This is a genomic window from Cellulomonas sp. GTC20042, assembly GCF_055389595.1.
The window spans coordinates 1,887,613-1,901,284 of record NZ_AP043678.1 but is presented as its reverse complement, the minus strand read 5'-3'; the positions used below and the strand labels follow the sequence as shown (position 1 = coordinate 1,901,284).

Sequence of the window (13,672 nt, the reverse complement as noted above, 5' to 3'; positions counted from 1 at the left end):
GGAGGCTCAGGCCTCGTTGGCCGTGACGGTCAGCAGGCCGGCGTCGATCTCGCGCATGGCGATGGACAGCGGCTTCTCCTGCGGGCGGGTGTCCACCAGCGGGCCGACGTACTCGAGCAGGCCCTCGTTGAGCTGCGAGTAGTACGCGTTGATCTGACGGGCGCGCTTGGCCGAGTAGATGACGAGCGCGTACTTGGAGTCGGCGCGCTCCAGCAGGCGGTCGATCGGCGGGTCGGTGATGCCGATGGGCTGGGCGACGGTTCCGGACACGGTGGCTCCCGTTGACGATGCTGGTGATGGGGACTGCGGGTCAGTCTACCTGGTCGGCAGTCCCATCAGGCCGACCAGCTCGTCCGTGGCACGTCGCACGTCGTCATTGACGATCACGTGGTCGAACTCCGCCTCGGCGGCCAGCTCGACCCGGGCGGTGGCCAGCCGGCGCTCCCGCTCCTCGGCGTCCTCGGTGCCGCGACCGACCAGTCGGCGGACCAACTCGTCGAAGGACGGCGGCGCCAGGAACACGAACTGCGCGTCCGGCATGGTCGTGCGGACCTGCCGGGCGCCCTGCAGGTCGATCTCGAGCAGCGCGGGCTCCCCGGCGGCCAGTCGCTCCTCGACCGGCCGCCGGGGGGTGCCGTAGCGGTTCCTGCCGTGCACCACCGCGGTCTCCAGGAACTCGCCCGCCGCCTCCCAGGCGTCGAACTGCTCCGTCGTGACGAAGTGGTAGTGCACCCCGTCCACCTCGCCGGGGCGAGGCGCGCGGGTGGTGGCCGACACGGAGAGCCACACCTCGGGGTACCGGGCCCGCAGATCGGCGGACACGGTGCCCTTGCCGACGGCGGTCGGTCCGGCGAGAACGGTGAGCCGGGCGCGAGGCGTCGTCATGCTCTTCTGGTGCTCCTGCGTGTCGGCGGTCCCTGGTGGGACCGCGGGGGACGTCCGGTGCGGACGACTCACCCGAAGCGGTCGACCAGCGCCTTCACCTGGTGCGGGCCGAGCCCGCGGACGCGCCGGGTCTCCGAGATGCCCACCTCGGAGATGATCTGGCGTGCCTTGACCTTACCCACTCCGGGCAGGGACTCGAGCAGGGCGAGCACCTTGAGCTTGCCGATCGTCTCGTCCTGCTGGCCGAGCTTGATCACCTCCGAGAGCGTGCCCTGGGAGTACTTCAGCTTGTTCTTGACCTCCGCGCGGGCCTGGCGCGCGGCGGCGGCCTTCTCGAGCGCCGCTGCGCGCTGCTCGGGGGTGAGAGTCGGAAGTGCCACGTGAGTCACCTTCTCGTCACTGTCTGTGGAGGCGGTTGGACGGGGAACTGCGGGGCCCTCGGTCCGGTGCGACGTCGCGCCGCCCCGGGGGTCCTTCGTCCGAGGATGGCACGGGAATCGCCGCCCGGCACGTCACGGCGCCGTGTCGTTTCGCTGGTGACGGCGCCGCGCCACCATCTCCGTCGGCCCGGAACCGGTCCCGGGGCGAGGTCGAACCGATCCGAGCCTGCGCGGCGCTCGCCCGCCACGTGCCTGCACGACATCGCGCGACGCCACCGCGGCGATCGACACCACGACTCCCGCCGATGCCAGGAGCCACCCGAGCACCGATCCGGCCGGCAGCAGCGCCCAGGGCGACCAGGCACCCGCCGCGATGGCGGCCTGCTGCCCCACGATCACGACAGCGACGCACGAGGCGATCGCGACGACCGACGCCGCGGAGCGACCTCCGAGCAGCCACCCGACCGCCGCCGGACCGGCCACCGCACCGAGCGCCCGGACCAGCACCCACGCCGCCGTGGCGTCGAAGGCCCGCGCGCCGGTCGCGAAGGTCACGGCTGCGACCAGGAGCAGCCCCGCACCGAGAGCCAGCACGCGAGCGGGCCCGAGGTCGCGCGGGGCGAGATGCTCCGCCCAGACCATGTCGCCGCCGTCGAGACAGCCGAAACAGACCGCTACCAGGGCACCGGGGACGATCGAAGCCAGCGGAACCGGGAGATCGATGCCGGGCAGCGGGATCGCGACACCGCCGCAGAACCACAGCACCGTTCCTGAGCCGAGGAGCAGCAGCAGCGCGCCGACCACCTGGTGCTCACGGAGGAAGCCCCGCGGCAACCTCACGCCTCGCAGCCCTGCGCTCGCAGTGCACGGGTCGCCGCCCATGCGATCTGCTCGTGCTCCGGCAGATCGAGCACGGCATCCACCTCGACCTGCTGCGAGCGGCCCGCGCCGATCCACTGCGGCGCGGGCGTGCGGTAGGCCTCGGCGATCCGCCCCTCGACCCACATCGACCAGGCGGTCCACGCCTCGCTGTCGACGCTGTCCCAGGAACCGACCGTCGGGCAGGACGGGAACTGGTTCAACCACTCCGACGCGACCGAGGAGGCGATCCCCGGCCCACCCATCCGCAGGGTGACACCGGAGCCGACCGCGTCCGAGGGCCCTGCGAGCCCTTCCTCGAGCAGAGGTTCCGCCGGAGGCGGCAAGGTCCCTGCCACCGCCGCCTCGGCAGCACGCGCCGCTCGTTCCACGCTCGAGATCCGTGCGCGGTTGTCCGGCCACAGGCAGACCATGACGGCACCGCTGGTGCACTCGGCGCCGTCAGGTCGACGAGGCTCGATCGGCGGACCCGCCGTCGACGCGAGGATCACCGTGGCGACGAGGGCCATCGCCGCGGACCAGGTCCGCATCAGGTCGGACCGCGAGGCGAGAAGGACCAGCAGCACCAGGGCGGCAAGAATCGCGGCACGCGCGACGAGCGCGCCCGGCGACACCGCGAGCTGGGGCCAGCCACGCACGACGAACCAGTAGTCCATGCCCTCGACGCGCACGAGGTAGATCGTGGCGAAGACTGCCAGCGCGACGGCGAGGGAGACGATCCTCCCGCGCAACGCCACCCCCACCGCATGACCGACCACCGCGGCGATGGCGAGCGTGAGCGCGGTGAGGGCCGGATACCCGAGCATCGGACGCCCGGAGGCTCCCTCGAGGACCGCCAGGACCCACGCGACGCCGTGGGTGCAGAGCGCGACCGCCACCGCGACGGCGACCGGTCGCACCAGCTCGAGAGCCCGCCGGACGACGACCGGACGTGGTGTGCTCGTGAGCAGGTCACGGGACTGCTGGCGGCGCCGGCGTTGCGCGTCGAGGCAGGCGGTCGCCGCGATCGCCGGCGCTCCGAGAAGCACGCCGAGATCGGCCGCAGCGGAAGCGAGCGACCAGACAGAGGTCCAGTCGCGGTCGCGCAGCAGGAGGGTGGCCACCATCACGGCCGTGCCGGCCACCCAGGCCGAGAGCGGTCCGCGCCACGGGGCCAGCAGCCGGATCATCGCTCCTCCCCGTCCTGCGCGAAGAACGTGAGCAGACCACGCTCGAGCGCGTTCACCGAGTCAGCAGAGCCACCGCCGATCCGGGCGAGCTCGTCCACGGTCCCGGAGAACGGCGCACGTCCGGCGGACATGACGACGGCACGTCCACCCAGTGCCGCGACCTCCTCGAACTGGTGCGTGCTGAACAGCACCACCGCGCGGGACGCGATGTCGCGCAGCACGACCCGCAGCTCCTGGCGTTGGAGCGGGTCAAGCCCGACCGACGGCTCGTCGAGCACGACGAGACGCGGTGCACCGAGCAGCGCCTGCGCAAGGCCGAGCCGCTGACGCATCCCTCCCGACAACGTCCGGACCCGGGTCCGCCCGTGGTCGGACAGGCCGACGGCCGCCAGCACCCGTCGCACCTCCGCGTCACGGCTGCCTCGAGGAATCTCTTTGAGCCAGGCGAGGTACTCGAGCACGTCACGGCACCGGGCTCCGTGGTCGAAGTCCACGTGCTGGGGCAGGTAGCCGAGGTCGCGCCGCAGGGTGCGCAGCGACGCACGGGTGGTCACCTCGACGCCGTCCCAGCGGATCGTGCCCGTGGTGGGGCGGTCGGAGGTCGTGATCATCCGGATCAGCGTGGACTTACCGGCGCCGTTCGGACCGAGCAGACCGGTGATCCCCGGCCGGAAGGACTGGGTGAACCCGCGCACGGCCCAGGTGTCAGCACGCGGATAGCGATGAGACAGGTCGATCAGGTCGAGCACGGAAGAACCTCCCGGATCGGCAACGGTCGGGTGCGGCGCGACACCGCACCCGACCGCGATGTCAGCGGATGTGGATGAAGGTCCCCGTGGCCCGCGAGATGCACTCGGCGTACAGGTTGGTCCGACCCGAGCGCTGGTTGATCCAGCCCGAGCTCTGCGCCACCTGCCAGTGGCAGTTCACCTGCACCTTCCACGTGCCCGGGCCGTTGTCGCAGGTCCCCTTGCCGACGGTGTTGTAGGTCGTCGTCCAGCAGGACAGCGCCGCGTCGGCCGGCTGCGCCGAGGCGACGGCGGGAGCGCCGATCACCGCGAGCAGCGTGAAAGCGATGGCACAGAGACGGGACAGCATGTCGAACTCCTGAGATCGGTCGTCGGCATGGCCGAGCACCGCTTTGCACGTACGCAGGCAGCGCTCATCCACCCGTTCGGGTGACACCCGAACGGGGTGAACCTAGCAACGGTCCGCAGGTCAGAAGGCTGCACCTTGCGCTTTCGTCCGCCCCCTCGACGCACGACGCCGGGCCGGTGCTGATCGCACCGACCCGGCGTGACGCGGCGCCAGGCGCCGTCGTGCTCCGGAGAGGTCCTCTCAGCGCAGCGCGGCCCCCGCGGCGTCCGCCGCCGCCCGCGCGGCGTCCCGCAGCGCGCCCACGTCCGGGCCCGCGCGCAGCACCCCGCGCGAGGAGGAGGCGAGCACCGCCGGCCGCGCGTCACCGAAGACGGCGGCGAGCTCCGCGGGTCCTGCCCCCTGGGCGCCCACGCCGGGCGCCAGCAGCGGCCCGCGCACGGCGGCCAGGTCCACGTCGAGGCGTCGTGCGGCGTCGCCGATGGTGGCACCGACCACGAGCCCGACCGAGCCGAGGGTGCCCGCCGGCTCCCCCGCCACCTCGGCGGCGTTCAGCGCGGCGGCCTCGGCGGCGATCCGTGCCGCCACCGCGACCCCGTCGGCGTCCCGCGCGTGCTGCACGGAGGCGCCCTCGGGGTTGGAGGTGAGCGCGAGCACGAACAGCCCGCGCCCGGTGGCGTGCACGGCCTCGACGGCGGGGGTCAGCGAGCCGAAGCCGAGGTAGGGCGAGACGGTCAGCGCGTCGCCGGCCAGCGGCGACCCGTCGCGCAGGAACGCGTCGGCGTAGCCGCCCATGGTGGAGCCGATGTCGCCGCGCTTGGCGTCGACGATCACCAGGGTGCCGGTCTCCCGGCCGATCGCGACGACCTCCTCGAGCACCGCGACGCCGGCGGAGCCGTGCCGCTCGAAGAACGCCGCCTGCGGCTTCACCGCGGCGACGGTCCCGGCCACCGCCTCCAGCACGGTCAGGGCGAACCGGCGCAGCCCCGCGGCGTCGTCGGTCAGCCCCCAGTCGGCCAGCAGCGTGGCGTGCGGGTCGATGCCGACGCACAGCGGGCCGTGCGCGGCCATCGCCGCGCCGAGGCGGGCACCGAACGGCACCCGCCCCGAGGCCCCGGCACCGGCTCCGGCAGTCGGCGCGGCGGCGTGCGCCCCACTCACGCCACGGCCCCGGCGCCGGCCGACGCGGCGGCCCGACGCTCGGCGGTGCGCGCGTCGTGCTCCTGCAGGCTGGCGACCCGGAACGGCCCGGCGGCCAGCGCCTCGATCGCCTGCACGGCGGCCGACAGCTGCTGCACGGTCGTCACGATCGCCTTGTCGGCGGCGGTGGTGGCCGCGCGGATCTCGTAGCCGTCGGCGCGGGCGCCCTGGCCGGACGGCGTGTTCACCACGATGTCCACCTCGCCGGCGCTGATCAGGTCCACGATCGTCGGCTCCCCCGCCGGACCCTGCCCGCGGGAGAACTTGCGCACCACCCGCGAGGAGATGCCGGAGCGGCGCAGCACGGCGGCGGTGCCCTCGGTGGCGAGGATCTCGAAGCCGAGCTCCGCGAGCCGCTTCACCGGGAACACGATCGACCGCTTGTCCCGGTCGGCGACCGAGATGAACGCGGTGCCGCTGGCGGGCAGGCCGCCGAAGGCCGCGGACTGCGACTTGGCGAAGGCGGTCGGGAAGTCGGTGTCGAAGCCCATGACCTCGCCGGTGGAGCGCATCTCCGGGCCGAGCACGGTGTCGACCACGGTGCCGTCGGCGGTGCGGAACCGCTTGAACGGCAGCACGGCCTCCTTGACGGCGATCGGCGCGTCGAGGTCGATCACCCCGGCGTCGGTGGCCGGCAGCACGCCGGAGGCGCGCAGGTCCGCGATCGTGCGGCCGGTCATCACCAGGGCGGCGGCCTTGGCCAGCGGGACGCCGGTGGCCTTGGACACGAAGGGCACGGTGCGCGAGGCGCGCGGGTTGGCCTCCAGCACGTAGAGCACGTCGCTGACCAGCGCGAACTGGATGTTCAGCAGGCCGCGCACGCCGACGCCCCGGGCGATGGCCTCGGTGGACACCCGGATCCGGTCCAGCTCGGAGGCCGACAGCGTCACCGGGGGCAGCACGCAGGCCGAGTCGCCGGAGTGGATGCCGGCCTCCTCGATGTGCTCCATCACGCCGCCGAGGAACAGCTCGGTGCCGTCGTACAGGGCGTCCACGTCGATCTCGATCGCGTCGTCCAGGAACCGGTCGATCAGCAGCGGCGGGATGGTGCCCGGCCGCCCGGTGGTGCTGGCGTCGGCGAGCGCGCGCTGCACGTACTCGGTCAGCTGCTCCTCGCCGTAGACGATCTCCATGCCGCGCCCGCCCAGCACGTAGGACGGGCGGACCAGCACCGGGAAGCCGATCCGGCGGGCGGTCTCCCGCGCGCCCTCCAGCGTGGTCGCGGTGCCGAAGGCCGGGGCCGGCAGACCCGCGGCGGCGAGCACCTTGCCGAACTCGCCACGGTCCTCGGCGGCGTCGATCGCCTCCGGGGAGGTGCCGAGGATCGGCAGGCCCGCGTCGGCGAGGCGCTGCGCCAGGCTCAGCGGGGTCTGCCCGCCGAGCTGCACGATGATCCCGGCGACCGGGCCGGCGGCCTTCTCCGCCTCGTAGACCTCGAGGACGTCCTCGAAGGTCAGCGGCTCGAAGTACAGCCGGTCGGCCGTGTCGTAGTCGGTGGAGACCGTCTCGGGGTTGCAGTTGACCATGACGGTCTCGTACTCGCCCTTGAGCGCCAGCGTCGCGTGCACGCAGGAGTAGTCGAACTCGATCCCCTGGCCGATCCGGTTCGGGCCGGAGCCCAGGATCAGCACGGCCGGACGGGTGCGCGGCGCGACCTCGGACTCCTCGTCGTAGGACGAGTAGTGGTATGGGGTGCGGGCGGCGAACTCGGCGGCGCAGGTGTCCACGGTCTTGTAGACCGGGCGGACGCCGAGGGCGTGCCGGACCTGCCGGACGACGTCCTCGCTGATCCCGCGCAGCGCGGCGACCTGCACGTCGGACAGCCCGTGCCGCTTGGCGCGGGTGAGCACCCGGCGGGTGAGGTCCGGGGCGGCGGCGGTCTCGGCGGCCACCTCGTTCATCAGCTGGATCTGGTCGAGGAACCACGGGTCGATCCCGGTGAGCGCGTAGACCTCGTCCACCGAGGTGCCCGCACGCAGCACCTGCTGCACGTCGACCAGGCGGCGCTCGGTCGGCCGGGAGATCGTCGCGGTCAGCGCAGCCAGCGCGTCGCCGGTCAGGGCCTCGCCGTCCCAGTGGAAGGTGGCGCCCTTCTTGTCGATCGACCGCAGCGCCTTGCCCAGCGCCTCGGTGAAGGAGCGGCCCAGGGCCATCGCCTCGCCGACCGACTTCATGGTGGTGGTCAGCGTCGGGTCGGCCGCCGGGAACTTCTCGAAGGCGAACCGCGGCACCTTGACCACCACGTAGTCGAGGGTGGGCTCGAAGGACGCCGGGGTGGAGCCGGTGATGTCGTTCGGGATCTCGTCCAGCGTGTAGCCGACGGCCAGGCGGGCGGCGATCTTGGCGATCGGGAAGCCGGTGGCCTTGGACGCCAGCGCCGAGGAGCGGGACACGCGCGGGTTCATCTCGATCACGATGATCCGGCCGGTCTGCGGGTCGATCGCGAACTGGATGTTGCAGCCGCCGGTGTCGACGCCGACCTCGCGGATCACGGCGATGCCGATGTCGCGCAGCCGCTGGTACTCGCGGTCGGTCAGGGTGAGCGCCGGGGCGACGGTCACCGAGTCGCCGGTGTGCACGCCGACCGGGTCGACGTTCTCGATCGAGCAGACCACCACGACGTTGTCGTGCTTGTCGCGCATCAGCTCGAGCTCGAACTCCTTCCAGCCGAGGATCGACTCCTCCAGGAGCACCTCGGTGGTCGGCGAGTAGTGCAGGCCCTGGCCGACGATCCGGCGCAGGTCGGCCTCGTCGTAGGCGATGCCGGAGCCCAGGCCGCCCATGGTGAAGGACGGGCGGACGACCACCGGGTAGCCGAGGTCCTCGACGGCCACCAGCGCGGCGTCGATGTCGTGGATGATCGCGGAGCGCGCGGACTCGCCGCCGCAGACCTCGACCACCTGCTTGAACTGCTCGCGGTCCTCGCCCTTCTGGATGGCGGGGATGTTGGCGCCGATCAGCTCGACGCCGTACTCCTCGAGCACCCCGGCCTCGTCCAGCGCGATGGCCGCGTTGAGCGCGGTCTGCCCGCCGAGGGTCGGCAGGATGGCGTCCGGGCGCTCCTTGGCGATGATCGTGGTGAGCACCTCGGTGGTGATCGGCTCCACGTAGGTCGCGTCGGCGAACTCCGGGTCGGTCATGATCGTCGCCGGGTTGGAGTTCACCAGGACGACCCGCAGGCCCTCCTCCTTGAGCACCCGGCACGCCTGGGTGCCGGAGTAGTCGAACTCGCAGGCCTGCCCGATGACGATCGGGCCGGAGCCGATGACGAGGACGGACTGGATGTCGGTGCGGCGCGGCATCAGGCGTCCGTCCCTTCGGTGGTGGCGGTCGCCGGGCGCATGAGGTCCAGGAACCGGTCGAACAGGTAGGCGGCGTCGTGCGGGCCGGCGGCGGCCTCCGGGTGGTACTGCACGGAGAACGCGGGCAGGTCGAGCGCCTGGAGACCCTCCACCACGTCGTCGTTGAGGTCGATGTGCGAGACGGTCACCCGGCCGTAGCGGCCACCGTCGTGCGGGGCCACCGAGACCTCGTCGCGCGGGGCGTCCACCGCGAAGCCGTGGTTGTGCGCGGTGATCTCGACCTTGCCGGTGGCGCGGTCCATCACCGGCTGGTTCACGCCGCGGTGGCCGTAGCCCAGCTTGTAGGTGCCGTAGCCGAGCGCGCGCCCGAGGATCTGGTTGCCGTAGCAGATGCCGAAGAACGGGATCTTGCGGTCCAGCACCTCGCGGAGCAGCTCGACCTCGTGCACGGCGGCGCCGGGGTCGCCGGGGCCGTTGGAGAAGAACACGCCGTCCGGGCTCACGGCCAGCACGTCCTCGATCGTGGAGGCGGCGGGCAGCACGTGCACCTCGATGCCGCGCTCGGCCATCCGGTGCGGGGTCATCGCCTTGATCCCGAGGTCCACGGCGGCGACCCGCGCCACCGGCTCGGCCAGCGGCGTGCCGTCGGGGGCCAGCGCGGGCACCACGTAGGCGGCGTCGGTGGACACCTCGGCGGCGAGGTCGGCGCCGGCCATCTGCGGGGAGCGGCGCACCGCCTCCACCAGGTCCTCCGGGTCACGGGTGCGGCCGGAGCCGTCCAGCAGGGCCTCGCCCGAGACGATCGCCGCGCGCATCACGCCGCGCTCGCGCAGGTGCCGGGTGAGCGCGCGGGTGTCCAGGCCGGAGATCCCGACCACGCCCTGCGCCGCCAGCTCCTCGTCCAGGGTGCGCTGCGCCCGCCAGGACGACGCCCGGCGTGCAGGGTCGCGCACCACGTAGCCGGACACCCAGATCCGGCCCGACTCGGGGTCCTCGTCGTTGACGCCGGTGTTGCCGATGTGCGGCGCCGTCATCACGACGATCTGCTTGTGGTAGCTCGGGTCGGTCAGGGTCTCCTGGTAGCCGGTCATGCCGGTGTTGAAGACGATCTCGCCCCAGGTCTCGCCGGTGGCCCCGTAGGCCTCGCCGGTGAACGTCCGCCCGTCCTCCAGGACCAGCAGTGCGTCCGTCATGGTGTCTCCTCAGGCCCGCGCGCGGCGGGCGTCGATCCGATCAGGTCCTGGGCCTCGCGCGCTAGCTGCTCGCCCTCGTGGGGGTGCCGCAGGCGCAGGCCGGTGTCGAGGCCGCGGGGGTCGTCCGGGTCGGGGGCCCAGGTCAGCACGACCAGGCCCTCGCCGCCGACCACCTTGCCGGCCATGCCGCCGGAGGTGCCCACCGCACGCAGCGCCGCGCGCGGGACGAACACGTCCGGCGCCCCTCGTCGTCGCAGCACCACGCCCGCCTCGTGCACGCGCACGGTGGCCGCCGAGCGCACGCCGAGGCCGTGCGCGGTCACCCGGTCCAGCCAGTCGCCGGCCCGGGTGGTGGACACGTAGGTGGCCTGGATCTCGTCCGTGCGGGGCGCGCCCAGCGCGTCGGGCTCGGGGACGGCGGGCGGTGCCGCGACCTCGGCGGTGCTGCGGCGCAGCCGGTGCCGCCAGCCGACGAGCATGGCGGCCAGCCCGACCACCGCGAGGGCGATCATCAGCGTGACCGACAGCCAGACCGGCATCAGCGGGTCACCCACGCCGGCTGCTGGGCCTCCCGGCCGAGGGCGGTCGGGGCGCCGGGGCCGGCGTCCGGGTCGTCCTGCGGCACGCCGTCGAGCACGGTGGCCCGGCCGCGCAGGAAGGTCGCCACCACCCGTCCGGGCAGCTCACGGCCGCGCAGCGGCGAGTTCGCCGAGGCGGTGGCCTGCTCCTCCGGGCGCACCACGCGCCGGGCGGCCGGGTCGACCAGCACCAGGTTGGCGGGCTCCCCCACCGCGATCGGCCGGCCGTGGCTCTCGACCTGGCCGATCCGTGCGGGGGCCTGCGACAGCACCCGGGCGACGTCCGCCCAGGTCATCCGGCCGGTGTCCACCATGGTCTGCTGCACCACGGACAGAGCGGTCTCCAGGCCGGTCATGCCGAAGGCGGCGGCGGCCCACTCGCAGTCCTTGTCCTCGCGGGTGTGCGGGGCGTGGTCGGTGGCGACGATGTCGATCGTCCCGTCGGCCAGGCCCTCGCGGACCGCGTCCACGTCGGCCTGGGTGCGCAGCGGCGGGTTGACCTTGAACACCGGGTCGTAGCCGCGCGCCTCCTCGTCGGTGAGCACCAGGTGGTGCGGGGTGACCTCGGCGGTCACCTCGATCCCGCGCGACTTGGCCCAGCGGATCAGGTCCACCGAGCCGGCGGTCGACAGGTGGCACACGTGCAGCCGCGATCCCACGTGCTCGGCCAGCAGCACGTCGCGGGCGATGATCGCCTCCTCGGCGACCGCCGGCCAGCCGGCCAGGCCGATCTCCGCGGAGACCACGCCCTCGTGCATCTGGGCGCCCTCGGTCAGCCGGGGCTCCTGCGCGTGCTGGGCGATCACCCCGCCGAAGGCCTTCACGTACTCCAGCGCGCGGCGCATCAGCACCGGGTCGTGCACGCACCTGCCGTCGTCGGAGAACACCCGCACCCGGGCGGCCGAGTCGGCCATCGCCCCGAGCTCGGCGAGGTGCTCCCCCGCCAGCCCGACGCTCACCGCGCCGACCGGGTGCACGTCCGCCCAGCCCGCCTCGCGGCCGATCCGCCACACCTGCTCCACCACGCCGGCGGTGTCCTGGGTGGGGGTGGTGTTCGCCATCGCGTGCACCGCGGTGAACCCGCCGACCGCGGCGGCGCGGGTGCCGGAGACGATCGTCTCGGCGTCCTCCCGGCCGGGCTCGCGCAGGTGGGTGTGCAGGTCGACCAGGCCGGGCAGCAGCACCAGGCCGGCACCGTCGATCACCCGCAGGTCGTCCGGCACGCCGGCGGCGGCGTCCTCGGCGTCGGGGCCGATCGCGGCGACCAGGCCGCCCTCGACCAGCACGTCGGTGGGGTCGCCGCCCAGCGGGGCGACACCGCGCAGCAGGTAGCTCGTGGTCATCGGGCGCTCACCTCGGCGATCGTCTTCGGCATGGCGGTCAGGGCGGGGACCTCGGGCACAGCCCCGGTGGCGGGCGGCGCACCGATGTCGCCGTCGCCGGCGAGCAGCAGGTACAGCACCGCCATCCGCACGGCCACGCCGTTCGCGACCTGCTCGACGATCACCGCGCGCTCCGAGTCCGCCGCGTCGGCCGAGATCTCCAGCCCGCGGTTCATCGGCCCGGGGTGCAGCACGATCGCGTGGTCCGGCAGCGCCGCCATCCGGCGCGCGTCCAGCCCGTACAGCCGCGTGTACTCCAGCGGGCTCGGGAAGAACCCGCCACCCGCCGTCGACATCCGCTCACGCTGCACGCGGAGCATCATCACCGCGTCGGGGCCCTGGGCCAGCACCTCGTCCAGGTGGTAGGACACCGCCGCCGGCCACGGGCCCACGCCCACCGGCAGCAGCGTCGGCGGGGCGACCAGCGTCACCCGCGCGCCGAGGGTGTGCAGCAGGTCCACGTTCGACCGCGCCACCCGACTGTGCAGCACGTCGCCGACCACCGCCACGTGCAGCCCGTGGAGGTCGAGCCCGACACCGTCCGGGTTGTCCGGCGTGCCCACCAGGTGCCGCCGGATCGTGAACGCGTCCAGCAGCGCCTGCGTCGGGTGCTGGTGCGTGCCGTCACCGGCGTTCACCACCCGCGCGTCGGTCCAGCCCGCGTGGGCCAGCGTGTGCGGGGCGCCGGAGGCCTGGTGCCGGACCACGATCGCGTCCGCGCCCATCGCCTGCAGGGTCAGCGCGGTGTCCTTGAGCGACTCGCCCTTGGACACGCTCGACCCCTTGGCCGAGAAGTTGATCACGTCGGCAGACAGCCGCTTGGCCGCAGTCTCGAAGGAGATCCGCGTGCGCGTCGAGTCCTCGAAGAACAGGTTGACCACCGTGCGGCCGCGCAGCGTGGGCAGCTTCTTGATCTGCCGGCCCTGGGTCGCCGCCATCTGCGCGGCGGTGTCCAGCACCCGGATCGCGCCGGCCCGGTCCAGGTCGGTGGTCGAGAGCAGGTGCCTCATCGCGCGCCCCCCTCGATCACCACGGCGTCCCGGCCGTCGGTCTCGGCGAGCAGCACGTGCACCCGCTCCGAGGTCGACGTCGGCAGGTTCTTGCCCACGTAGTCCGCCCGGATCGGCAGCTCGCGGTGACCCCGGTCCACCAGGGCGGCCAGCTGCACCGCGCGCGGGCGGCCCAGGTCGTTGATCGCGTCCAGGGCCGCACGGATCGTCCGGCCGGAGAACAGCACGTCGTCCACCAGCACCACGACCTTGCCGTCGACGCCCGCCGGGGGCACCAGCGTCTGGCCGATCGTGCGGGTGGGGTGCTGCGCCAGGTCGTCCCGGTACATCGTCACGTCCAGGCTGCCGACGAGCTGCTCGGCCACCAGGCCGGGCTCGACCGCTGCCAGACGCTCCGCGAGCCGGCGCGCCAGCGGGACGCCGCGGGTCGGGATGCCGAGGACGACGACGTCCGCACCACCCTTGTTCCGCTCGAGGATCTCGTGCCCGATGCGCGTCAGCGCGCGTGCCACGTCGTTCTCGCCCAGGACGGTGGTCGCTGCGGAGTCCGCAGGGACCTCGTCGGGCACGGGGGTACCGGACATCATCCGGCCGCTCCT

At 73.4% G+C, this 13,672-nt stretch carries 14 protein-coding genes; all 14 read right to left on the bottom strand.

The genetic code is table 11. The features are described from left to right. Positions 1-6: 6 nt before the first annotated feature. Positions 7-270, bottom strand: a complete 264-nt coding sequence (gene rpoZ / locus ACZ5HG_RS08730) for a DNA-directed RNA polymerase subunit omega (protein WP_464181851.1) — start codon at positions 268-270, stop codon at positions 7-9. Between the two features lie 45 nt (positions 271-315). Beyond that, on the bottom strand, positions 316-885 hold the full coding sequence (gene gmk, locus ACZ5HG_RS08725) for a guanylate kinase (protein WP_464181850.1): 570 nt from the start codon (positions 883-885) through the stop codon (positions 316-318). 68 nt (positions 886-953) lie between these two features. Next, a complete protein-coding gene (gene mihF / locus ACZ5HG_RS08720; RefSeq protein WP_464181849.1) occupies positions 954-1,265 on the bottom strand; it encodes an integration host factor, actinobacterial type in 312 nt (103 codons plus the stop codon). Positions 1,266-1,397: 132 nt separating this feature from the next. Further along, positions 1,398-2,105: a hypothetical protein gene (locus ACZ5HG_RS08715; protein WP_464181848.1), complete on the bottom strand. Its 708-nt coding sequence runs from the start codon at positions 2,103-2,105 to the stop codon at positions 1,398-1,400. Beyond that, positions 2,102-3,313, bottom strand: a complete 1,212-nt coding sequence (locus ACZ5HG_RS08710; protein WP_464181846.1) for a DUF7224 domain-containing protein — start codon at positions 3,311-3,313, stop codon at positions 2,102-2,104. Before ACZ5HG_RS08710 ends, ACZ5HG_RS08715 begins: the two co-directional genes overlap by 4 nt. Further along, positions 3,310-4,062: an ABC transporter ATP-binding protein gene (locus ACZ5HG_RS08705; protein WP_464181844.1), complete on the bottom strand. Its 753-nt coding sequence runs from the start codon at positions 4,060-4,062 to the stop codon at positions 3,310-3,312. Before ACZ5HG_RS08705 ends, ACZ5HG_RS08710 begins: the two co-directional genes overlap by 4 nt. Before the next feature lie 61 nt (positions 4,063-4,123). Beyond that, positions 4,124-4,411: a hypothetical protein gene (locus ACZ5HG_RS08700; protein ID WP_464181843.1), complete on the bottom strand. Its 288-nt coding sequence runs from the start codon at positions 4,409-4,411 to the stop codon at positions 4,124-4,126. 240 nt (positions 4,412-4,651) lie between these two features. After that, positions 4,652-5,479, bottom strand: coding sequence for an orotidine-5'-phosphate decarboxylase (pyrF, locus tag ACZ5HG_RS08695; RefSeq protein ID WP_464182131.1), 828 nt, complete (start codon positions 5,477-5,479; stop codon positions 4,652-4,654). Positions 5,480-5,565: 86 nt separating this feature from the next. Further along, the gene (gene carB / locus ACZ5HG_RS08690) at positions 5,566-8,910 is read right to left on the bottom strand and encodes a carbamoyl-phosphate synthase large subunit (RefSeq protein WP_464181841.1); all 3,345 of its coding nucleotides are present in this window, start codon (positions 8,908-8,910) and stop codon (positions 5,566-5,568) included. Further along, positions 8,910-10,103 (bottom strand): glutamine-hydrolyzing carbamoyl-phosphate synthase small subunit, encoded by a 1,194-nt coding sequence (gene carA, locus ACZ5HG_RS08685; RefSeq protein ID WP_464181839.1) that lies wholly within the window; start codon positions 10,101-10,103, stop codon positions 8,910-8,912. Before carA ends, carB begins: the two co-directional genes overlap by 1 nt. Next, positions 10,100-10,657 (bottom strand): PH-like domain-containing protein, encoded by a 558-nt coding sequence (locus tag ACZ5HG_RS08680; protein ID WP_464181837.1) that lies wholly within the window; start codon positions 10,655-10,657, stop codon positions 10,100-10,102. Before ACZ5HG_RS08680 ends, carA begins: the two co-directional genes overlap by 4 nt. Then, entirely contained in the window at positions 10,642-12,024 is a 1,383-nt protein-coding gene (locus ACZ5HG_RS08675; protein WP_464181835.1) for a dihydroorotase, read from the bottom strand. Before ACZ5HG_RS08675 ends, ACZ5HG_RS08680 begins: the two co-directional genes overlap by 16 nt. After that, on the bottom strand, positions 12,021-13,073 hold the full coding sequence (locus ACZ5HG_RS08670) for an aspartate carbamoyltransferase catalytic subunit (protein WP_464181833.1): 1,053 nt from the start codon (positions 13,071-13,073) through the stop codon (positions 12,021-12,023). Before ACZ5HG_RS08670 ends, ACZ5HG_RS08675 begins: the two co-directional genes overlap by 4 nt. Continuing rightward, entirely contained in the window at positions 13,070-13,660 is a 591-nt protein-coding gene (pyrR, locus tag ACZ5HG_RS08665; protein WP_464181831.1) for a bifunctional pyr operon transcriptional regulator/uracil phosphoribosyltransferase PyrR, read from the bottom strand. Before pyrR ends, ACZ5HG_RS08670 begins: the two co-directional genes overlap by 4 nt. Between the last annotated feature and the right edge of the window lie 12 nt (positions 13,661-13,672).